Origin of the sequence: Bordetella genomosp. 12 (assembly GCF_002261355.1) — a bacterium.
Classification (GTDB): domain Bacteria; phylum Pseudomonadota; class Gammaproteobacteria; order Burkholderiales; family Burkholderiaceae_B; genus Bordetella.
This window is the reverse complement of record NZ_NEVU01000003.1, coordinates 348,502-370,930: the sequence shown is the minus strand read 5'-3', so window position 1 is coordinate 370,930 and position 22,429 is coordinate 348,502. Positions and strand designations below refer to the sequence as shown.

Here is a 22,429-nt window from a genome sequence, read left to right as displayed (position 1 = left end):
ACGATGCCTGGCAGATACCATCTCTTCAGGTCGGGCCATCGAATCGTTGCGCCCGGTTCTTCGCGTCGAAACTCGCCGCTGGCATCCGTGGTGCTTCTGAGATGCATTTGCCGTAATGAGAATCATGATTGATAATGCCGGCCATTGTTCCGATGTCCCCCTGTCGACTGTATGTCCCGCCCTCCGCCCTCCGATAAAGGCTGGCTCGCGCATTATCGCGGGCTGATCGGGACGTGGACGCGGCGCAGCGCGAGCCGGCATGACGCGGAAGATGCGGCGCACGACGTGGTGACCAATATGCTGCGCAACGGCGATGCAGCCGTGCTGGATCCCAAGGCTTATCTCTATGGCGCGAGCCAGAATCGCCTGAATGGCGAGATCCGTCGCCAGGCGCGACGTGAGGTGATCAGTCTGGAGGGGATTGCGGAGGCCGAGCACCCTGCCCAGGCGGACCCGGAGTCCGCGATCCGGGCCGCGCAGTTAGCCGATGCGCTAAAGTCAGCGCTGGCCGAGTTGCCGCTGAAATGCCAGCAGGTATTCCTGTGGAACAAGCTCGAAGGTTATACGCAGGCCGAGATTGCGGCCAAACTCGGGTTGACGCAAAGCACGGTTGAAAAGCACATGAAACGCGCGTTGACCCACATTCATGACCGGTTGCAAGATCATGCCCCGCACTGATCCCCGTTCGGATGCATCCCATGTGCCGCGCGAGCAGGCAGCTCAATGGTTTGCGCGCGAACGCCTAGGCACGCTGGACGTCGAGCAACGCCAGGCGCGCGATGCCTGGCTTGCGGCGGATCCTGAGCATCTGCGGCAGTACGAGTCCATGCAGGCGCTGTGGCGCGTGGCCGATGGCCTGCCGCAGGATGAGATGCGCGCCATCCTGGCGCAGCCAGATCGCCCAGCCTCGTCACGCCGCCGGCAACTGGCCACGGGTTTGGCGGCAGGCTGTGCTTTGACGCTGGTCGCTGGCGTTGTCGGTCCGCGGTTGTGGTCGTCTGCGCCGCAATTCCGCCAGACGCTGGCCACGGCGCGAGGCCAACGCCAGCGCGTCGCCTTGCCGGACGGAACCTTGTTAGAGCTCAACACGGATACGGAGCTGCGAGTTGCGCTGTATGCCGACCGCCGTCAGGTAGATCTGCTGCAGGGCGAGGCGCTGTTTACGGTCAGTCCTGACGCCACGCGGCCTTTTCGAGTCGTGGCAGGAGATGCCCAGGTCTTGGTGACGGGGACGCGCTTTAACGTCCGCCGCGAGGGCAACCGGGTAGCGTTGGCCGTAGATGAGGGCAGCGTTGCGTTCTCGGCCGGCTCGTGGTGGAACAGGACAACCCGCCATTTGACCGCTGGCTTTGTGGCGCAGTACACGCCAGGTATGCCGCTGGACACGCCACATCAGGACAACGTAGCGGTCGTCACGGCTTGGCAGCGCGGACGGCTAGTGTTCCGCGATACGCCGTTGGGGCAGGTGGTGATCGAATTGAATCGCTACCTGCGCAGACCGCTGCGGATCGATGATGCAAAGTTGGCGCAATTACGTGTGGCGGGAACCTTGCCCATCGATGAGCCGGAATCCGTGCTCAGCGTGTTGCCGCAGATCGCGCCGGTGACCGTGCTATACGCCGGCGATGGTGGCGTCGTCCTGGTCTCCCGTTAGACGACGTTGTGTTGACCATGCCCGCGTGCGATGCGCGGGTCCCATGCGCCGAGGTGTGGGCAGAGAATCATTTTGTTTCAAATTATCAGTCGAGAAGCATTCCGGTTTTTCCGCGTTCACGACGTCTAGGCTTAGAGGGGCGGAGCGCAAGCCGATCCTGCTCCTGGAAGCAACCTTGGGCCGAGGGTGTCGGGCGCGCAATGCGCGCGAAGTTGAACTGGATTTTCTCTACAGATGATGGATAAGCAAGACAAGCCGCGCGTTTCGGCGCGCAAAGCCTTCAGGCGGGACACTCACGCCGCGTGCGGCGCGCTGGCGATTTCTTTGGCGTTGGCGTGGGGAGCGATGCCGCGCGACGTCCTGGCGCAGACCGCGCCTGTACAGGTCAGCATCCCAGCGCAGCCACTGAGCGACGCATTGCTGCAGTTGGGCGAACAGGCCTCATTGGTGATTTTCTATCTTCCCGAAACCGTGCGCGGCCGCAACGCGCCTGCAGTGTCGGGCCGGCTGACGCCGGATGAGGCGCTGCACGGGCTGCTGGCGGGCACAGGTGTCGTTTTTCAGCGCGAGGGGCGCAATGTTTCGTTGACTGCGCCGTCTGACGCGGCCACGCAGCTTGAAGCCGTGAAGGTGCGAGGCGTGGCCGGCGGGACCGGGGGCAGCTATATCGCGCTGCTGAGCCAGAGCGGCAAGCTTGAAGTGCCCCTGATCGAAACGCCATGGTCGGTATCGATCGTGACGCAAGAGCAGATGAAGGTACAGGCGCCGCGCAATCTGGAGAGCGCGCTGGCATACACGCCCGGCGTGCAGACGGAAGTCTCGGGATCAAGCGATGCGCGCATGACCGGTGCGGTGATCCGCGGCTTTAGCGACGGCAGTGCGTATTTCAAGGATGGTCTGAAGCAATTGTCCACGGGCACTTATGCTTCCTGGAACGACAACGTCGAAGAATTGGACAGCATCGAGGTGTTGAAGGGACCTGCTTCCGTGCTGTTCGGCCAGGGCCGGCCGGGAGGCGTCATCAACGTGATATCCAAGCGCCCTTCGGCCTCTCATGTCAATAGCGTGGGCGTCAGCTACGGCACCTACGACCGGCGCCAACTCACGGCCGACCTGGGCGGCGCCTTCGATGCCGAACAGAGGGTGCTGTATCGGTTAAATGTCTTGGGCCGCGACAGCGATGGGCGCACTGACGGTTCGCGCGACGATCGGATTTCGGTAGCGCCGTCCGTTTTGTGGAACATCACGCCGACCACGCGCCTGACAGTGCTGGGCACCTACTCGAAGGAGCGCGCCACGCCCAAGAGTTGGTGGCCCAATCTATATACCTATCCCGAGATAGGAGAGCTGCCTCTTAGCCGCACCGCCGGCGATCCGGATTTCGATCGATTCGACCGCGACACCAAGTCGATCGGCTACGCCTTGGAGCATGATACGGCCGACGGCTGGCGCTTGCGCCAGAACTTGCGCTACTCGGAAATCGATATCGACTACCGCCATATCTACGCCATGGACTTGCTGGCTGACAAACGGACGGTGACACGGGGCAGCCTGGCCCAGCGCACCCATGGCAAGACGCTGGCCGTGGACAGCCGCGCGTCGCGCGATCTCACTTGGGGGGCGCTGCAGCACACGTTCGCGGTGGGGGTCGATTATCTGCGTTACAAAGAAAATGATGCCCTGGGTTTCGGATGGGATGTGCCCAACCTGGATATATACGCGCCTGTGTACGGACAGACGATCGCCTACCCTGATCTGGATGCGTCGCGAACCGACTTGAAACAGACGGGTATCTATACTTTGAACCAGCTCAAGTGGAACAACTGGGTCGGCAATGTAAGTCTGCGCCGCGACTTCGTGCGCACCACTCAGAGCAGCGCCACGCAGCCCAGGATCAGTGATACCGCCACCACCGGCAGCGTCGGGCTGCTCTATCTGTTCGACAACGGTGTGGCGCCCTACGTCAGCTATTCGACGGCGTTCGATCCAATCACGGGAAAGCAATTTGATGGCACCGCGTTCAAGCCGCGCGAAGGTAAGCAGTACGAGGTTGGCCTGAAGTATCAGCCCCCTGGCACCGATGCGATGTTCACCGCTGCGGTGTTCGATATTCGGCAGACCAATGTGACCACGCAGGATCCGGATCATCCACGCTTCAGTGTGCAGACCGGCGAGGTGCGTTCTACCGGCGTCGAACTGGAGGCGAAATTTCCGCTCACGCGTGAAATCAGCCTGATGGCGGGTTACACCTATATCGATCCGCGTACCACCAAGAGCAATCAAGCGCAGGAAGTGGGGCGCCAGCTCACGCAGACCGCCCGCCAGACGGCCAGCCTGTGGCTGGACTATCGTCCGCATCAGGTGCAGGGGCTGCTGTTGGGAGGCGGCGTGCGCTATCGCGGCAAAGCACCGCTGAACACCGCAGCCGACGGCAGTACGCCATACAACCCGGCTTTCACGCTGGCCGATGTGGTGGTGGCCTATGAGACGTCACGGTATCGCATCGCGTTGAACATCAATAACGTGTTCGACAAGCGCTACTACACCTATACCTTCCGGGGCATGGAGCGCGAGGCGATGCTCAGCCTGAATTATTACTGGTAGCGCGCCGAGCGTGGCTGCCAGGGCGCACTCCCGTCCGGGTTGCTGGCCACTCTCGCTGCTTGACTGCATCAGTTGAGGGGGCCGGTCAGGTAAGTTCTGGCCGACCCCTCAGCGTCAGAGGGCACGTTGCCGTTGGCGCATGTTGCAACGTGCTACTGCACCGAGACGTGCGCCTGGTCGATGACGGTTTTCCATTTGTCGAGTTCGGCGTCGACGAAGTCGGTGACCTGTGCCGGCGACAGGCGGGCCGGCGTGGCATTGTTGTCGTTGAGCCATTTGATGTTGGTGTCGGTGTTGGCGCTGTCGATGGCGATCCGGTTGAGCTTCTGCACGACGGACGCCGGCATGCCGGCCGGGCCGAAGAGGCCTATCCAGGCTTGCGATTCATAGCTGGGGTAGCCGGATTCGGCGACGGTGGGGACATCGGGCAGGCTGGGCAGGCGTTCTTTGGAGGTGACGGCCAGGGCTTTGACGTCGCCCGAGCGGATGAAGGCGGCCGCCGAGGTGGCGTCCAGGAATGCCGCCGGGATCTGCGCGCCGATCAGGTCGGTGACGGCGGGCGCGGCGCCCTTGTAGGGGATGTGGCGCAGATTGGCGCCGGCCACCATTTTGTACAGTTCTCCGGACATGTGCGCCGAGCCGCCGACGCTGCTGGAGCCGAAGGCCAGGCCGCCAGCCTGTTGGTTGGCGTAGGCCGTGAAGGCTTTGGCATTGGCGATGGGCGATTTGGCGGGCACCAGGAGGACGTTGGGCGCGTAAGCCAGGATAGCCACGTTGGAGAAGCTTTTCTTCGGGTCGTAAGGAAGGTTGGGCTGCAGGCCGGGATAGATCACATGCTGCGTGGCCGTCACGAGCAGGTTGTAGCCGTCGGGTTGCTCGCGCGCGACGAGCGCGGTGCCGATCTGGCCGCTGGCGCCCGGCTTGTTCTGAACCACGATGGTCGTCTTCAAGGCCGTACCCAGGTCCTGCGCGAAGCGGCGCGCGACCAGATCGGTGAACCCGCCCGGCGAGAAGGGCACGATGATGGTGACGGGCTTGCCGTCGGGCCATTCGGCCGCACCTGCGGGATTGGCCGCGAGCAGAGTGCTGGCGCAGGTGACGAGGGCGGCCAGGGTACGGCTCGCGGGAAGGCGATGCAGGGGGGTGTCAGACACGTTTGTCTCCGGTTTGTTGTATTTATCAAAACCACTGTATCTGCCCGGCCGTTGCCAACGCAGCTCAGGTGACTGCGCCTGCATCCCTTCGGGAAACCGCTGAGGTGTTCTGCGTGGGCGCGGCGTCAGGCAGGGCTATCGAGAAAACCTCGCCCCTCCTGAGCGAGTTTGACGATGAGATGGGCCGGCTTCCAGTATTGGGCGCCGTGCTCGGCTTCGTATTTGCGTAGCCCCGCCAGGACGGCGGGCAGGCCGATCTGGTCGGCATAGCACAACGGGCCGCCGCGATAGGCGGGAAAGCCGTAACCCTTGAGCCAGACGACATCGATGTCGGAGGCGCGCTCCACGATGTTCTCCTCCAGGATGTAGGCGGCCTCGTTGATCATGGCGTACAGGCAGCGCTCCAGGATTTCCTGGTCGGAGATCTGCCGCGCCTGGCGGCCCGAGGCGGCGCGATGCGCGGCCACCAGGGTTTCGGCAGCCGGTGATGGGGTGGCTTTGCGCTCGCTGTCGTAGTCGTAGAACCCACCCTGCGTCTTCTGGCCCAGCCGGCCCGCCGCGTACATGCGGTCCAGCATGTCGCACTCGCGCTCGCGCGGCGAGAGGTTCTGCAGGCGGCTCTGGCGATTGCGCCAGCCCACGTCCAGGCCCGCCAGGTCCGCCATGGCGAACGGCCCCATGGGCAGGCCGAAGTCGCGCAGGACACGATCGATCTGAAAGGGGGAGGCGCCTTCCTGGAGCAGGAAGTAGCTCTCGCGCGTGCGCTTGCTCAACATCCGGTTGCCGACGAAGCCGTCGCAGGAGCGCACCAGCACGGCGACTTTGCCTAGCCGGCGGCCCACCTCCATGACGGTGGCGCACACCTCGTCGGAGGTGGCCGATCCGCGGACGTTCTCCAGCAATTGCATGACGTTGGCGGGGCTGAAGAAGTGCATCCCGACCACGTCCTGGGGCCGTTGGGTGGCGCTCGCGATATGGTCGATGTCCAGATAGGACGTGTTGGAGGCCAGGATGGCGCCAGGTTTGCAGACCCGGTCGAGCGTGCTGAAGATCTCGTGTTTGAGCCCGATTTCCTCGAAGACGGCTTCGATGACCAGATCCACATCGGCCAGGTCTTCGAAGCGCGTGCTGCCTTGTATGCAGGCAAGACGCTGGGCGACGTCGGCGGTGCTGAGCCGGCCGCGCCGGGCGGATTGGGTGTAGTTCTCTTCGATACGCGCCAGTCCCTGGCGCAGGCGCTCGGCGTCTTTTTCCAGCAGCACTACGGGGATGCCGGCGTTGGCGAAGCACATCGCGATGCCGCCGCCCATGGTGCCGGCGCCGATCACCGCCGCGCGGTTCACGGGCCGGGGCTCGGCCGCGAATGGCAGTTTGTGCACTTGCCGCTGGGCAAAGAAAGCATGGCGCAATGCGCGGGATTGGGGCGAAGCCTTGCGTTCCTCGAACAAGGCCCGCTCGATCTGCAGCCCTTGGTCAAAGGGCTGCTCCACCGCCGCGCGGACGGCCTGCACGCAACTGAGGGGCGCTTCTTCGCCGCGGCGGCGTTGCCGCAGGTTTTGCTCGGCAGCGGTGAACAGTTCGGGATCTGCCGCGGGGGCAGGCATGGCGCTCGTTCTGCGCGGCGCCACGTCATCGTGCTGAACCTGGCGCGCCAGCGCCATGGCGGCGTCCGCCAGATCGGTTTCGGCGATGGCATCCAGCAGGCCGAGGCGCAGCGCGTCGCGGGCCGGGATCGGGTTGCCGCTGACGATCATCTCCAGGGCCTCGGCCACGCCGATCAGTCGCGGCAGGCGTTGGGTGCCGCCCGCGCCGGGCAACAAGCCAAGCTTGACCTCGGGCAGCCCGAAACGCGCATCCGGTGTGGCGATGCGGTAGTGGCAGCCGAGGGCGATTTCGAGCCCCCCGCCCAGCGCGGTGCCGTGTATGGCGGCGATCACGGGCTTGGGCGATTGCTCCAGGCACTGTATGACATCGCTCAATGTGGGTGCCTGCGGCGCCAGCGCGAACTCCTTGATGTCGGCGCCGGCAAAGAACGTCTTGCCTTTGCATAGCAAGACCAGCGCTTTGACCTCCGGGTCGCGCTGCGCGGTGGTGAGGGCGGCCTGCAGGCCTGCCCGCACGGCGTGAGACAGGGCGTTGACGGGCGGGTTGTCGATGACGATGCAGGCCACGCCGGCCTGAAGGGAGGAGGAGACGACGGGCGTCGAAGTTGTGCTGCTCATGAAAGTGTCCGCGGTGATAGCGTTTACAGGGTGGCGCGCGATCCGAGAATCGCCGTGACCTGGCTGGCCAGTTGGCCGCCATTGCCGTGAGCCAGGGCCAGCTCGACGCCGTCGACCTGCCGGGCGCCAGCGGAGCGCCGGATCTGGTGCACCGCCTCGATGGCCGCGAAGATCCCATACATGCCCGGGTGATTGCAGGACAGGCCGCCGCCATTGGTGTTGACGGGCAGGGCTCCGCCCGGGGCGGTCACGCCCGACGCCACGAAGGCGCCGCCTTCGCCTTTGGCGCAATAGCCCAGGTCTTCGAGAAACAGAATCGGGTTGATGGTGAACGCGTCATAGAGCTGCAGTACATCGATCTCCCGGGGCGCGACGCGCGCCATGTCGAAGGCGCGCCGGCCGGATTGCACGGCGCCGGTGACGGTGAGGTCTTCCATGGCCGAGATCTGGCGATGCGTGGTGGCTTCGCCGACACCCAGAACATAGGCCGGCGTGTTGGCAAACTCCGGGGCTCGCTGGGCGGCGACGAGAATCATTGCGCCGCCGCCATCGGTTACCAGGCAGCAGTCGCGCAAGGTGAGCGGATCGGAGATGGGCCGGGAGTCCAACACATCGGCAATGCTCAACGGGCCGCGCTCGTGCGCGGCGGGATTGCGTTGCGCCCACTGGCGCGCGGCGACGGCCACGCTGGCCAGTTGCTCGCGGGTGGTTCCGTACTGGTGCATGTGCCGCGCGGTGGCCAGGGCGTAGCCGCTGATGGGGTTGCGCGGCGAATAGATCGCCTCCCACGTGGCGGGTTCGGTCAGGGTGGTGAGCTTGCCGCCCGCCGACAGTTGGTTCGATCCATAGCAAATGCAGGCCACCTTGCACAGCCCGGCTTGCAGGGCAAGCGTGGCTGACAACAGATGGGCCAGAAATGAGGATCCGCCGATATTGGTGCCATCCATATAGGTCGGATGGATACCGAGATACTCCGCCACGGATAGGGCGGGCATGAAATGCGTCAACGTGGACGTGAACAAACCGTCGATCTGGTCAACACCGATGCCCGCATCGGCGGCGGCCGCCTGCACGGCGATGCCGAGTTGATCCAACGCCGAGAACCCGGGGCTGTTCCAGCCCGGCGTGGTTCCGATCCCGACAACCGCCGAGGCCCCTCTAATACTAGTCGCCATCACATCATTCCAATTTTCAGGGGGAGCGCTCAGTCCGCGCGCACGAACACCACGCGCGGCACGCCAGAGGGCTGGCGGCGCACTTGCGCGCGCACGCGCATGCCGATGCTGACTGCCTGTGGATCCATATCGATCACGGTGCTCATCATGCGGGGGCCCTCGTCGAGGTCTACCAGAACGACGCTGTAGTCGCCCCCGCGCTCCGGACGTTGACGCACGACCGTGGTGGAGTAGATCGTGCCGCCGCCGCTGGCGGCTTCCCAGCGCAAACGTCCGCCGCCATACGGGGAGATGGCCCGCGGATAGAAAACGGCGCGGCCCGTGGCTTCGCAGCGCTGGATCATGAACTGCCCTTGTTCGAGCATGCGCTGGAAGTACTGCTCCGGGCCGATGGTCTCGTCGCCCGCTGTGTGTGTGCTGTTAGAGGAATTCTGCACATTCGCCTCCCTAGATTTCCGGGCCGTGAACGGCCGGCAGACCACGGGGACCGCTACCCCTGCAGGGGCGGGTCCGGCAGCTGACGACGCCACGACGCTCGAAGGATGTTAGGGGGGCGAGCCGCCTGGGGACAATTAACTAATTTTGACGAGGGGCATAGCGATTGAGCATAGCTCGGCCGGGGCTCTCAGCGCGCCGTCAGTCTGCCAGCCAGCGCACGCCGACGTGCTCGAACTGCCTGACGTAGGGTTCGAGCAGACGGATCAGTTCGGTATGCAGGGCACTGACGATGCGCGGGTTGCGGTTGAGCACGGCGGTGCCGATGATCACGGTGCGTTGCAGCGTGGGGCTGATGATGGGCGCGCCCTCGATGCGCTTGTCGGCCAGCATCGTCATGATGGGGATGACCGGCAAGATGGTGTAGCCGACGCCGCGCTCCACCAGATCGAGCAGGACAGCGGTGCTGTCCGACTCGGCCACCAGATTGAGGTTGACGCCCAAAATGGTGCAGGCCCGGTCTATCACGTTGCGCAGGCTGCGCGCCTCCGGAACCACCATGGGCATGCGGGAGACGGCCTCGAGCGTCATCGGGGCATCTTCGGACAACCCGGATCCCGGCAGGCCCAGGACGTAGATGGGTTCGGTATAGGCAGGCGTGGTCTGCAGCAATTCTGATTGCAGATAGTCACCCATGAGGCAGATATCCAGCTTGCCGCCCTCCAGCCCTTCTTGCAGAAAATCCGAGAAACCGGTGGCGATGCGCACGCGCAGATTGGGATACTGCTGCTGTAGCGTCATGACGAGCGATCCCGCCAGCGCGGTGGCCAGGCCGGGCAGCATGCCGATGGAAACCGTGCCAAGCAGATCCGATTTGGCGGCGCCGATGTCCGCCCGGGCTTCATTGAGCCCCTTGAGGGAAACCCGTACCTGATCGACAAACCGGCGCCCCGGCACGGTCAGCACCATGCCAAGCCGGTTGCGCTCGAATAGCGGTGTGCCGAGCTCGTCTTCGAGCTGCTTGAGCTGCCGGGACAGGGCGGGCTGCACCACGTGCAGCAGTTCCGCCGCCTTGGTGAGGCTGCCGGTTTCCGCGATCGCCAACACCGTTCTTAATTGCCGGATTTCCATTGCCGCCTGCTTTTATCGAGACACATGCCGAACGGCTATAGGGGTCAGAGAAAAATGTGAATTGTGTGGCCGTTGCACGACACCTACCATCCTCAGCAAGTTAACGACAACCGCCGGATCAAGCCAGGCCGCGATTGCGCGTATCCATCTCCATGTTAATGCCTTTCGGTGCCTGCCCGCAGGCGCGCCGCGCAGGCAGTAGCGTGCAATGGCGCCGCGCAACGGCCAACGGTCTTGAGCACGAGCGTCAGCGCAGAGACATAGGATCACAATGAAGAGAGTGTTGGTTGCCAATCGTGGCGAGATCGCCGTGCGAGCCATTCGCGCCGTGCGCGACCTCGGGCTGGAAAGCGTCGCGGTGTATTCCCAGGACGATGCCAACTCGCGGCACCGCATTCTCGCGCATGCCGCGGTGGCGCTGGCGGGCTCCGGGCCCGCGGCTTACATCGACATTGACGCCATCATTGCCGCGGCCAAGGCCGAGCAGTGCGACGCCATCCACCCGGGCTATGGCTTTCTGAGTGAACGGGCGGACTTCGCGCTGGCTTGCGACGCGGCCGACCTGACCTTCATCGGCCCGAATGCCGAGCACCTTGCGTTGTTCGGAGACAAGGGCCGCGCCCTGCAACTGGCCCGCGAATGCGGCGTGCCCGTGATGCCGGCCACGCCGGGCGGGGCGTCATTGGAGGAAGTCGAGCGCTTCTTCGACGAGCAGGGCGGGGTAGGTATCGTCATCAAGGCCGTGGGCGGCGGCGGCGGACGCGGCATGCGCGTGGTCAAGGCCAAGAGCGATATCGCCGAGCTGTACGCCCGTTGCCGCTCCGAAGCCATGTCGGCCTTCGGGGTGGATGCACTGTATGCGGAGCGCCTGGTCAATCGTGCGCGGCACATCGAAGTGCAGATCGTGGGCGACGGGGCGTCGGTAGTGGCGCTGGGCGATCGCGATTGCACGCTGCAGCGGCGCTTTCAGAAAGTCGTCGAGATCGCGCCCAGCCCGGTGCTGAGCGCGCCATTGCGCACCGCCATCCTGGCCGCCGCCAAGAAAATGGCGGCCAAGGTGGAGTACCGCAGCCTGGGTACCTTTGAGTTCCTGGTGGAAGAGAACGAGCAGGGGGTGCAGACGGACTTCGTTTTCATCGAAGCCAATCCCCGGCTGCAGGTCGAACATACGATTACCGAGCAGGTCACGGGCGTGGACCTGGTGGCCGTGCAGATCGGTGTCGCGCAGGGCAAGCGCCTGGCCGAACTGGGCGTGGATCCGGCCAATCCGCCCGCGCTGACCGGCTACGCCATTCAGGTGCGCATCAATGCCGAGTCGACCGACGCCAGCGGCATGGCGCGCCCGGCGCACGGCAAACTGGAGCGTTTCGAGCCGCCGGCCGGTCCCGAGGTGCGCGTCGATACCCACGCCTACAGTGGTTATTCGCCCGCGCCGGCTTTCGACACGCTGCTGGCCAAGTTGATCGTATTTAGCGGCAGTGAGGATTTTTCGGGTGTGGTGCGGCGTTTGCGTCGGTGCCTGGCCGAGTTCCGGATTGCCGGTGTGGCGACGAACATCCATCTTTTGCAGGCGCTCGTGGCGCGGGATGACTTCCTGTCGCAACACAACCATACGCGCTACATCGAGTCCATCCTCGGGGACTTGGTGGCGGCGGCCGAGCAGTATGCCCAAGCGCAGCAGGACAAGGACCGTTTGATCGGTGATACGGGCAGCCGCGGCGGATCGGGGGGCAGCCTGCCGCAGGCCGCGCAGGCGGAGGTGCCGCAAGGGCTATCGGCGTCGCGCGCGCCCTTGAGCGGCCGCCTGGTCGAGGTGTCGGTGAGCCCGGGGGCGGTGGTGCTCAAGGGCCAGTCCATCGCGGTGATCGAGGCGATGAAGATGGAGTACACCGTCGTCGCCGATTTCAATGGCAAGGTTGTCGAGGTGCCGGCCGCCGGTGGCAGCAATGTGCTCGAGGGCGAGATCCTCGTGTTGCTGGAACAGGAATCGACGGGCGCCGACACCCAGATCGCGGCAGACGCTATCGATCTGGACGCCGTGCGCCCCGACCTGCAGGCCGTTCTCGACCGCCATGCCTCGCTTTACGACGAGGCGCGCCCGCAGGCCGTGGCCAAGCGGCGCTCGCGCGGGCAGCGCACTGCCCGCGAGAACCTGGACGATCTGTGCGACGAAGGGTCCTTCGTGGAGTTTGGCGCACTGGTCATTGCCGCGCAGGCGACGCGCCGCAGCAAGGAGGACCTGATCGCCAACACGCCGGCCGACGGCATCGTCACCGGTATCGGGAATGTCAACGGCGAGGCCTTCGGCTACGACGGCTCGTTGACCGCCGTGATGGCCTATGACGCCACGGTGCTCGCGGGGACGCAAGGCAAGCGCAACCATATCAAGACCGACCGGCTGGTGGAGCGCGCGCGGCGCGACGAAATGCCAATGGTATTGTTCGCCGAGGGCGGCGGCGGCCGGCCGGGGGATGTCGACTTTCCCTTCGTGTCCGGGCTGTATCAGCCGTCGTTTGCCGCGTTGGCCGAACTCAGCGGCGAAGTGCCTTTGCTCGGCATTGTGTCCGGCCGCTGTTTCGCGGGCAATGCCGCCTTTCTGGGCGTCTGCGATGTCATCATTGCAGACAAGAGCGCCAACATCGGCATGGCCGGCCCGGCGATGATCGAAGGCGGCGGGCTGGGTGTTTTCCGCCCCGAGGAGGTCGGCCCCGCGCCGGTGCAGTTCGCCAATGGCGTCATCGACATCCTGGTCGACAATGAGGCGCAGGCCGTCGCGGCGGCCAAGCATTATCTGTCGATGTTTCAGGGCCGCACCAAGGATTGGGTGGCGCCCGATCCGCGCCACCTCCGTCATGTGGTGCCGGAGAATCGCCTGCGCGTCTATGACAGCCGCAAGGTCATCGAGGGCATTGCCGACGTGGGCAGCGTATTGATGCTGCGCTCGGGATTCGGGCTGGGCATGCATACCGCCCTGGCCCGGGTGGAAGGGCAGCCGGTAGGGATCATCGCCAACAATCCGCATCATCTGGGCGGCGCCATCGATGCCGACGCGGCCGACAAGGCGGCCCGCTTCATGAATCTTTGCGATATCCACGGCCTGCCCATCATTTCGCTGATCGATACCCCGGGATTCATGGTGGGGCCCCAGGAAGAGGCCAAGGCGCAAGTCCGGCACGTGTCGCGGATGTTCGTGGTCGCGGCCAAGCTGCGGGTCGCCATTCTGGCCATCGCGCTGCGCAAAGGCTATGGCCTGGGCGCCATGGCCATGGCCGGCGGGGGCTTCCGCTCGGCGAGTTGCGCGGTGTCGTGGCCGACGGGCGAATTCGGCCCGATGGGCCTGGAAGGCTCCATCCGGCTGGGCTTCAAGAAAGAACTGGAGAACGTTCCCGAAGGGCCGCAGCGCCAGGCGCTTTACGACCAGTTGGTGGCGCGCGCCTACGAGCGTGGGCACGCCATCAATGTCGCGTCCACGACGGAGATCGATGCGGTGATCGACCCGGCGCAGACCCGCACATGGATACGTCAGGGTATTGCGTCGGCCTCGCTGCGCGCGGGCCGGGCACGCCGCGCTTTTGTGGATACCTGGTAATCGAGGCGGCCTCCGTTGGAACAGGTAGTGACTATGCAAACATCAGAAAACCGGCTCGCCTTCGCCGGGTTGCGCGTGCTGGAAATCGGTTGCGGAGCGGCAGTGGCTTATGCCGGCAAGCTCTTCGCGGATTTCGGCGCCGAGGTTATCAAGCTCGAGGATGCCGACGGCGACACGTTGCGCCGTCTGCCGCCCATGCTCACCGACACCGATGGCGAGGCCGCCAGCGCGCTGCATGCCTGGCTCAATACCAACAAGCGCAGCGTGGCGCGCGCGGCCTCCTCGGGCGCGGAGGGTGATTGGCTGGTCGCGCTTGCCCGCAGTTGCGATGTCATTCTCGATGCGCGTGCCCTGGACGAAGGTGTCGAGGTACTGACCCGTCCGGTGTATGCGGGCGAGGCGCAGGAGGGGCAGGGCCACACGCCCATCGAAGTATGTCTGACCTGGTTTGGGGAGTCCGGGCCCTATAGCGCTTTCGCGGGCACCGAAGCGGTGTGCCGCGCGCTGGCCGGCGCGGTGTATTGCAGTGGCGCAGTGCAAGGGCCGCCCCATCTGCCGCATGACATCCAGACCGCCATTGCCGCCGGGGTCGCCGCATTCTCGAGCGCGACGGCGGCCTTACTGGGCCGCGCCGACGGTAGCCGGCGGTATGTGCTGAGCATTCATGAGATTGCCTTCTCGCTGGTGGAGATGGAAGCCGGCATGGTGCAGGATGGCCGGCATCCCCTGGCGCGCCTGGGCGTCAACCGGTTCTGCACGACGCATCCGGCGGGCATCTACGAGACCAAGCAAGGCTGGATCGGGCTGTTTGCCCATACCGGCCCGCAGTGGGCCGCGCTGTGCGCGGCCATCGGCCACCCGGAGCAGGCGGAGGATCCGCGTTATGCGAGCGGGCCGACCCGTATCGTCCATGCCGACGAGATCGATGCCTTTTTGATTCCGAGCCTGCGCGCCAAGACCGCCGAGGAGTGGTTCGATGTATTGCGCGCGGAGAAGTTTCCCGCCGTCATCGTTCCGACCATGGCCGAGCTGCTGCAGCAAGAGGTGCATCGGCAGCGCGGGGCTTTTGTTGCCGTCCAGGCCGGGCAGACCGCATTCGAGGGGCCGGTGGTGCCCTTGCCCCTGGGCGAAGCCGGGCCTCTGGCGGGCGGCAGGGCTGCGGCCCTGGATGAGGACGGCGCGCGCTACCGGAATGTGGCGAGTCTGACGCCAGCGTCCGGCATGGCGCCGGCCGCGCCGGACGCGCTGCCCTTGCGCCACGTTCGGGTGGTCGATCTGACGATGGGATGGGCCGGGCCCTTGGCGGCCAGGACGCTGGGGGACTTTGGCGCGGAAGTCATCAAGGTCGAAAGCACGCGCTATCCGGACTGGTGGCGAGGCACGCATTACACCGATGCCTTCTATCAGGAAAAGTTGTACGAAAAGAATTCGAACTTTGCGCTGATGAACCGCAATAAGCTGGGCATCACGCTCGATCTGACCCGCGCCCAGGGGCGTGCGGTGCTGTTCGATCTGGTGGCCAAGGCCGACATTGTCATCGAGAATTACTCGACCGAGGTTCTGCCCAAACTCGGGCTGGACTATGCCGTGCTGTCTCAGGTCAACCCCCGCTTGGTCATGGTGTCCATGCCGGCGTTCGGGTCGGGCAACGCGTGGAGCACGATCAGGGCTTATGGCGGCACGCTCGAACAAGCCAGCGGCCTGCCGCACCACACCGGCTTTCCGCAAGATCCGCCCGCGTTGACCTCCTACGCTTATGGCGACCCGGTGGGCGGCCTGAACGGCGGGGCGGCAGCCTTGCTGGCCTTGTTCGTGCAGCAACGGTCGGGCAAAGGCCGGCATGTCAATCTGTCTCAGGTCGAATGCATGCTGCCCATGACGGCCCCCTTCGTCATCGAGCAATCCGTGCATGGCAGCGCCGCGCCGCGCGGCGGCAATACGCATCCGCTGCATGCGCCGCAGGGCATTTACCCGTGCGCGGGCGAAGACGCCTGGGTGGTGGTGAGCATCACGAATGCGGCGCAGTGGCGGGCATTGCTGAATGTCATGCAGGCGGCCGATCTCGCTCAAGACCCGTCTCTGGAGACGGCGGCCGGCCGGCGGGCTCGGCACGAAGAGATAGACCGGCGCATCAGCGCATGGACCGGCGCCCGCAGCGCGCAAAGCGCCATGGCCGAGCTGCAGCAGGCCGGCATCAGCGCTGGGGAGGTCAAGCCGGTCTGGACCGTGCTGGATGATCCCCACCTCAGGGAGCGGGCGTTTTTCAAGGCAACATCGCGCCCCTATATCGGCGAATTTCTGGCGACGACGCCCTGGTTCAGGACGCCCGCCGCCACGGTGGCGGCGGTGCGTCCGGCGCCGACGCTCGGGCAGCACAATGGCGACGTGTTGTCGCGGGTGCTGGGTATGAGCGCGGATCAACAACAAGCGCTCGAGCGCGACGGCATCATCGGCACCACCGCCACCAGAAAGGCGGCCTGACCGGCCGCATGCACGATGCAATACACAAGATCTAAATTTTCGTGGAGACAAACAATGGCTACATCCCATTCCCGCCGTAACTTCCTCATCACTTCCGCGCACATCGCCGTGGCTTCGGCTCTGGGGCTGGGGTCGACTGCCGCGTTGGCGCAGGACAGCGCATGGCCCACCAAGGCCATCAGGATCATCGTGCCGTTTCCGGCCGGTTCGATCACTGACACGATGGCTCGCCTGCTGTCGGACTCCTTGTCCAAGACGCTCAAGCAGCCTGTCATCGTCGAGAACAAGGGCGGCGCCAACGGCTCGATCGGCGCGGCCGAGGTGGCCCGTTCGGCTCCGGATGGCTACACGCTGCTGGCCACCAACAGCAGCAGCATCACGGTCAATCCCTTGATCTACAAGAACTCGCAGTACAAGGCCAAGGATTTCGCGCCGATTGCCCTGGTCCTGGACGCGCCGTTCATCCTGAACGTCAACCCCGAGTGGGCCAAGAAGCACTCCATCGAGTCGGTCAAGGATCTGGTGGCGTACGCCAAGAAGAACCCGGGCGAGTTGACCTACGGGTCGGGCGGCCAAGGCAACCTGGCCCATCTGGCCTTCGCGCAACTGAGCAATGACGCCCAGTTCAAGGCAACCCATGTTCCCTATAAATCGGCCTCGCAGGCAAGCATGGCGGTCATGGCCGGTGAGGTGAACACCTCCTTCGACACGCTGGCCAGCGCGCCCCAAGTGGCCGCCGGCAAGTTGAAAGCCCTGGCCGTCACGCAGAAGCAACGGATTTCACAGATGCCGCAGATTCCCACCATGGCCGAGGCGGGTTATCCGAGTATCGACGTGACCTTCTGGCTGGGTCTGTTCGCGCCGGCGGGCACGCCCGCGAAGATCGTCGATACCTTGTACGAGGCATCCAAGCACGCGATGGAGCAACCGGCCGCCAATACCTCGCTCAGCGCGCAGGGCATCGTGGTCATGCGTAATCCGCAGGAGCTGGCCACGCGTATCGGGCATGAAGTCGAACAGCTTTCGCATGTGGTCAAGCGCGAGAACATCGTCATCGATTGAGGCGCCGCCGCACGCGCCGCACCGGGGGGCTGCCCCCCGGCTGCGGCCGCTTCAGTCGACCTGCACGCCGCTTTGGCGCACGACGTCGGCCCACATGGCCACCTCGGATTGCACGAAGGTCTCGGTCTGGGCCAGGTCTGCCCAGGCGGAGTCCAGGCCCTGTTCGGCCAGGACGGCCTGCACCCGGGGGTGGGCCAAGGCGTCCTTGAGCTCACGCGACAGCCGTTGTACGACGGGTTGCGGTGTGGCCGCAGGCGCGAACACGCCATACCAGGCGTAGACAGCAAAGCCCGGGAGTCCGGCAGTGTCCAGGGTGGGCACGCCAGGCAGGGCGCGGGCCGGCTGTGTACCGGTGACCGCGATGGCGCGCAGCCGACCCGCCTTGACGAAAGGCATGCACGACAGCAAGGCGTCGAACATCATCGGGACATGTCCGGCGACCACGTCGTTGAGCGCCGGGGCGCTGCCTTTGTAGGGAATGTGGCGCAGTTTGACGTCCGCCCTGCTGGCAAACAGCTCGGCAGCCAGATGCGTCGACTGACCATTTCCCGATGACGCAAACGCGATGTCACCCGGTCGCTGGCGCGCCAGGGCGATGAGCTGCTCCACGCTCCTGGCTTCGAACTCGGGATTGACCAGCAAGACCAGCGGCCCTTTGGTGAGAATGGATAGCGGGATGAAGTCCTTGTTGATGTCGTAGCCCGGCTGGCGGAACAGCGTCCGGTTGATGGCGTGCGCCGTCGTGGCCACGAGCAAGGTGTTGCCGTCGGCGGCCGAACGCGCCACCTGCTCGGCCCCGATATTGCCGCCGGCGCCGGGTCGATTCTCGACCACCACGGGTTGGCCGAGCTGCGCGCCGAGTTGCTGGGCGGTGACGCGGCTGACGATGTCCGTGGCGCCGCCCGGCGGATACGGGACGATGAGCTTGAGGGCATGATCGGGCCAGGCAGCTTGCGCCCAGGTGCGGCCCACGACCGCGGCGCCGCCTGCCGCCAGCAGTCGTCCTAGCATTTTCCGTCTTGCGCTTGAGGGATTCGCGCTCATCATCTGCCCCGGATCAATCCAGTTTTATGCCCGACGCGTCCACCACCGCGCGCCATTTCTTGATTTCGCGCGCCTGTCGCTGGGCCAGCTCCTGGGGCGTGCTGCCGACGGCCACGGCGCCCTGTTCGGCCAGTTGCTTGGCCACCTCGGGCTCTTTCAGCGTCTGCGCGATGGCCTGCTGGATGGCGTTGACGGTCGAGGCGGGCGTGCCGGCTGGCGCGAAGACGGCGAACCAGGCATCGACCTCATAGCCGGGAACACCGGCTTCGGCGATCGTCGGAACGTCGGGCAGATGCTCCGACCGTTTGGCCGACGTGACGGCCAGCGCGCGGACTTTGCCGGCGCGAATCGGGCCGATGGCCGAGGGCAGGTTGTCAAAGGCCAGGGGAATGTGGCCTCCCATCAGGTCGGTCATCATGGGGCCGCCTCCCTTATATGGGACGTGCACCATGTCTACTTTGGCCAGGTATTCGAGCAACTCGCCGCTCATGTGGGGCGAGCCGCCCGCGCTGGTGGAGCCGAACGTGACCTCTCCGGGCTTGGCCTTGGCCGCCGCGAGGACATCGGCCACCGATTTGAACGGGCCGTCCGGATAGGCCAGCAGCACATTGGCGGTGCTGGCGACTTCGCTGACAGGCTCGAAGTCCTTGACGGCGTCATAGGGCATCGAGCGCAGCACGGGATTCAGGGCATGCGTGCCGATGGTGTCCATGACCAGGGTGTAGCCGTCGGGCGCCGAACGCGCCACGAACTGTGTACCGATCGCGCCGCTGGCACCCGCACGATTGTCGACGATGACCGTCTGACCCAATTTGGTGGACAGCCCATGCGCCACGATGCGGCCGAGGATGTCCGTCGTTCCGCCGGGCGGAAAGGGTACGACCAGCGTAATCGGCGACTTGGGCCAAGGGGTATCGGCCAAGGTGCGCGGACCACTGATGGCCAGCAGCGTCAGCGCAGCGCCTGCTTGCAATACGCTGCGTCGCGCGGGCCTGTCCGGTCCGCCATCGGCGTGCGCGGCAGCCCTGGGCCCGCGCGGGCCGGCCCCGGGAAGGTATCGTGTCATGGTTGTCTCCGTATTATTGTTGTGCCGGCGGCTCAAAAGGGCTTGAGCATATTTCGCAGCACGGCGCCATCGGCGAGTTGATCGAAACCTTCGTTGATCTGGTCAAAACCCACGACGTTGCTGCGCAGTTTCTCGAAGGGCAGTTTCCCCTGCCGGTAGAGGCTCAGAATCCGGGGGATGTCACGCAGGGGCGATCCGCCGCCCATGTAGCTGCCGACAATGCGCCGCTCGTCGGAGACCAGGGCGCCCTGCGGATAGGAGAACTCGGCGCTGGGGTGGGGCAGGCCCACCGCGACCGTCGTGCCGCCGCGCGCCGTGATGCCATAGGCGGTCTTCATGGCCGGCACCGAGCCTGCCGTCTCGATGACGTGGTCGCAGCCGCCCGCCGTGGCGGCCTGGACCAGCTCCACGCAACCTTCCTGCGTGGCGGAGAAGACATCCGTGGCGCCGAAGCGCTTGGCGATCTCCAGCTTCGCCGGATTGGTGTCGATCGCAATGATGCGGCTCGCGCCCGCGGCCACGGCCGCCAGCAGCGCGCTCATGCCCACACCGCCCAGTCCCACAATGCCCACGGTGTCGCCAGGCTCGACGCGCGCGGTATTGAAAATCGCTCCCGTGCCTGTCATGACCGCGCAGCTCACCAGGGCGGCATCCTCGAGAGGAATGTCTTTCTCCACCCGCACGAGCGACGCGGCCATGACGACCGCGTGTTCGGCGAAGACCGACAGTCCCGACCAGTGATAAAGCAGCTCCGATCCCAGGCGCAGCCTGCGGCCCCCATTGGCCAGCGTGCCGTTCTTGCGCGGCTCGGCCACGCTGGTGCACAGCGTCAGGCGTCCGCGCGCGCAGAACGGGCATCCGCCGCAACTGCTGACGACGCTGGACACGACGTGATCGCCTTTCTTGAGGTCACGCACGCCCGGGCCGACCTCCACCACGATGCCTGCGGCCTCATGCCCCGGCACGCTGGGCAGTTTGCGCGGGCGCAAGCCTTCGATGGCGGAGAGATCCGAGTGGCACAGGCCGGCGGCGGCGATTTCGATCAGCACTTCGCCTTCGCCAGGCGGCTCCAGGGTGACCTGCTCGATCTTCAGGGGTTGGGAGACGGCATACGGCCGTGGCAAGCCTTGCTCGTACAGAACTGCTGCCCGGACCTTCATGCCGCCACCTCCGCCGTCGCGCGATGCGAAACGAATTTCACCACCGTGTAGGCGTCCAGGCTCTGCTCGCCGCCCTCTCTGCCGTAACCACTGTCTTTGACGCCGCCAAAGGGCGCTTCGGCGATGGCGCCTTCGCCGTGATTGATGGAAAGTATTCCGCAATCCAGGGCTTCGGCCAGCCGGTGCGCCGAGGCAGAGCTTTCCGTGTAGGCGTAGGCCGCCAGCCCGTACGGCGTATCGTTGGCGATACGGATTGCTTCATCCAGCGAGTCGAAACCGATGACCGGGGCGATGGGGCCGAAGGGCTCGGTGGTCATCAACAGACTGTCGAGCGGCGTGTCCGCCACCACGGTGGGCTCGAAGAAAAAGCCTGCCTGGCCGGTGGATTTGCCGCCGCAGCGTATCGTGGCGCCGCGTTGGCGCGCATCATCGACCAGGGTCTGCATGGCCTGCAGGCGACGCGGATTGGCCATGGGGCCCATCGTGGTGCCCGCGTCCAGGCCATTGCCCAGGCGCAGCGCGCTGGCGTAGGCAACCAACTCGTCGGTAAAGGCGGCCACCACCGCGCGGTCGACAATGAATCGCGTGGGCGCGGTGCAGATCTGCCCCGCGTTGCGGAACTTGGCTGCGCCCAATGCGCGCGCGGCGGCTCGCACGTCGGTATCTTTGCAGATAATGACCGGCGAGCTGCCGCCCAACTCCATCACGGCGGGCTTCATGTGGCTGGCGGCAAGGGCGGCAAGATGTTTGCCCACGGGGACCGAGCCGGTAAAGGAAATGGCGCGTATCTCTTCGCGAGCAATCAAGTACTCGGAAATTTTCGCCGGTACGCCGAAGACCAGATTCAGGACGCCGGGCGGCAGGCCGGCATCCTCGAAGCAGCGTACGAACGCGCAGGCCGTCGAAGGGGTTTCTTCGGCGGCCTTGACCACCAGCGAGCAACCCGCGGCCAGCGCGCCGCCCATCTTGCGGCCCATGACGCTGCCGGGAAAATTCCACGGGGTAAACGCGGCCACCGGGCCGATCGGCTGGCGCAAGGTATAACGCTGGAATCCTGGACGGCCGGGGATGATGTGGCCGTACAGCCTTTGCGCCTGATTCAAGTCCCACTCGATCAGCGAGGCAGCGCGATTGACTTCCGTGATCGCCTCCTTGACAGGTTTGCCCTGATCCAGCGTCATGGCATGGCCGATCGCGGCGGATCGTTCGCGGATCAGGTCGACCGCGCGCTGCAGGATGGTGGTCCGCTCGGCCAATGGCATGGCCCGCCAGACCGCAAAGCCCGCCTTGGCGCTCTGCGCGGCGGCCAGCAAGTCTTGGGTGTCCGCATGCGGCAAGCGAGCGAGGATATCGCCAGTCGCCGGGTTGACGACATCCTCTCCCTCGGCACGGTCGTAGATCCACTTGCCGTGGATGAATAGGCCCAGGGCTGGGTAGTTGCTTTCCAAACTTGTCTCCTGATAAGAATTCTTGGTGTCCGGGCCTGCTGGCATCGACTGCCGGCTTTGCCGGGCTGCGCGCCGCTTGCCGGCCCTCGCAGGAAATGCATCGCCACGCCATTCACGAATTTGGAAAAATTCTATTGACCTCCTGCTGTAAATAGAACTGAATTAAAGTGATTGAATCAATGCATGAAGGCTATTTATCGGGCC

Annotated in this window: 15 protein-coding genes; 6 read left to right on the top strand and 9 right to left on the bottom strand. The window is 65.2% G+C overall.

Features of this window, described 5'->3' with window-relative positions; translation table 11 throughout:
• The first annotated feature begins 171 nt into the window (after positions 1–171).
• The 3 genes from CAL22_RS13800 (at position 172) to CAL22_RS13790 (ending at position 4,258) form a co-directional block, all read left to right on the top strand.
• Positions 172–678 carry an RNA polymerase sigma factor gene (locus CAL22_RS13800; RefSeq protein ID WP_094814199.1) on the top strand — a complete coding sequence of 169 codons (507 nt, stop codon included), beginning with the start codon at positions 172–174 and terminating at the stop codon, positions 676–678.
• Positions 665–1,654 carry a FecR family protein gene (locus CAL22_RS13795; RefSeq protein ID WP_244193892.1) on the top strand — a complete coding sequence of 330 codons (990 nt, stop codon included), beginning with the start codon at positions 665–667 and terminating at the stop codon, positions 1,652–1,654. Before CAL22_RS13800 ends, CAL22_RS13795 begins: the two co-directional genes overlap by 14 nt.
• A 234-nt stretch (positions 1,655–1,888) precedes the next feature.
• Positions 1,889–4,258 (top strand): TonB-dependent siderophore receptor, encoded by a 2,370-nt coding sequence (locus CAL22_RS13790; RefSeq protein ID WP_094814195.1) that lies wholly within the window; start codon positions 1,889–1,891, stop codon positions 4,256–4,258.
• A gap of 152 nt (positions 4,259–4,410) precedes the next feature.
• On the opposite strand, the gene CAL22_RS13785 is transcribed toward CAL22_RS13790, so the two are convergent.
• The 5 genes from CAL22_RS13785 to CAL22_RS13765 form a co-directional block, all read right to left on the bottom strand.
• Positions 4,411–5,412 carry a Bug family tripartite tricarboxylate transporter substrate binding protein gene (locus CAL22_RS13785; protein WP_244193891.1) on the bottom strand — a complete coding sequence of 334 codons (1,002 nt, stop codon included), beginning with the start codon at positions 5,410–5,412 and terminating at the stop codon, positions 4,411–4,413.
• 125 nt (positions 5,413–5,537) lie between these two features.
• A complete protein-coding gene (locus tag CAL22_RS13780) occupies positions 5,538–7,634 on the bottom strand; it encodes a 3-hydroxyacyl-CoA dehydrogenase NAD-binding domain-containing protein (protein ID WP_094814191.1) in 2,097 nt (698 codons plus the stop codon).
• Positions 7,635–7,657: 23 nt separating this feature from the next.
• Positions 7,658–8,809: an acetyl-CoA acetyltransferase gene (locus tag CAL22_RS13775; protein WP_094814189.1), complete on the bottom strand. Its 1,152-nt coding sequence runs from the start codon at positions 8,807–8,809 to the stop codon at positions 7,658–7,660.
• A gap of 29 nt (positions 8,810–8,838) precedes the next feature.
• The gene (locus tag CAL22_RS13770; protein ID WP_348271688.1) at positions 8,839–9,246 is read right to left on the bottom strand and encodes a Zn-ribbon domain-containing OB-fold protein; all 408 of its coding nucleotides are present in this window, start codon (positions 9,244–9,246) and stop codon (positions 8,839–8,841) included.
• Positions 9,247–9,445: 199 nt separating this feature from the next.
• Positions 9,446–10,375 (bottom strand): LysR family transcriptional regulator, encoded by a 930-nt coding sequence (locus CAL22_RS13765; protein WP_094814185.1) that lies wholly within the window; start codon positions 10,373–10,375, stop codon positions 9,446–9,448.
• Positions 10,376–10,646: 271 nt separating this feature from the next.
• Between CAL22_RS13765 and CAL22_RS13760 the strand changes: the two genes are divergently transcribed.
• From CAL22_RS13760 to CAL22_RS13750, 3 genes are read left to right on the top strand one after another with little or no spacing between them, the layout of a single operon-like run.
• Positions 10,647–13,964, top strand: coding sequence for an acetyl-CoA carboxylase family protein (locus tag CAL22_RS13760; RefSeq protein ID WP_094814183.1), 3,318 nt, complete (start codon positions 10,647–10,649; stop codon positions 13,962–13,964).
• Between the two features lie 33 nt (positions 13,965–13,997).
• Entirely contained in the window at positions 13,998–16,445 is a 2,448-nt protein-coding gene (locus tag CAL22_RS13755) for a CaiB/BaiF CoA-transferase family protein (protein ID WP_094814181.1), read from the top strand.
• Positions 16,446–16,499: 54 nt separating this feature from the next.
• Positions 16,500–17,507 (top strand): Bug family tripartite tricarboxylate transporter substrate binding protein, encoded by a 1,008-nt coding sequence (locus CAL22_RS13750; RefSeq protein WP_094814179.1) that lies wholly within the window; start codon positions 16,500–16,502, stop codon positions 17,505–17,507.
• A 51-nt stretch (positions 17,508–17,558) separates the two neighbouring features.
• Here CAL22_RS13750 and CAL22_RS13745 read toward each other — a convergent pair whose 3' ends face one another.
• From CAL22_RS13745 to CAL22_RS13730, 4 genes are read right to left on the bottom strand one after another with little or no spacing between them, the layout of a single operon-like run.
• Complete coding sequence (locus CAL22_RS13745; RefSeq protein ID WP_244193890.1) at positions 17,559–18,518, bottom strand: tripartite tricarboxylate transporter substrate binding protein; 960 nt, start codon at positions 18,516–18,518, stop codon at positions 17,559–17,561.
• Positions 18,519–18,564: 46 nt separating this feature from the next.
• Complete coding sequence (locus CAL22_RS13740) at positions 18,565–19,617, bottom strand: Bug family tripartite tricarboxylate transporter substrate binding protein (RefSeq protein WP_094814177.1); 1,053 nt, start codon at positions 19,615–19,617, stop codon at positions 18,565–18,567.
• Positions 19,618–19,649: 32 nt separating this feature from the next.
• The gene (locus tag CAL22_RS13735) at positions 19,650–20,777 is read right to left on the bottom strand and encodes a zinc-binding dehydrogenase (RefSeq protein WP_094814175.1); all 1,128 of its coding nucleotides are present in this window, start codon (positions 20,775–20,777) and stop codon (positions 19,650–19,652) included.
• Complete coding sequence (locus CAL22_RS13730) at positions 20,774–22,225, bottom strand: NAD-dependent succinate-semialdehyde dehydrogenase (RefSeq protein WP_244193889.1); 1,452 nt, start codon at positions 22,223–22,225, stop codon at positions 20,774–20,776. The genes CAL22_RS13735 and CAL22_RS13730 overlap by 4 nt, the downstream gene beginning before the upstream one ends.
• Positions 22,226–22,429: the final 204 nt, after the last annotated feature.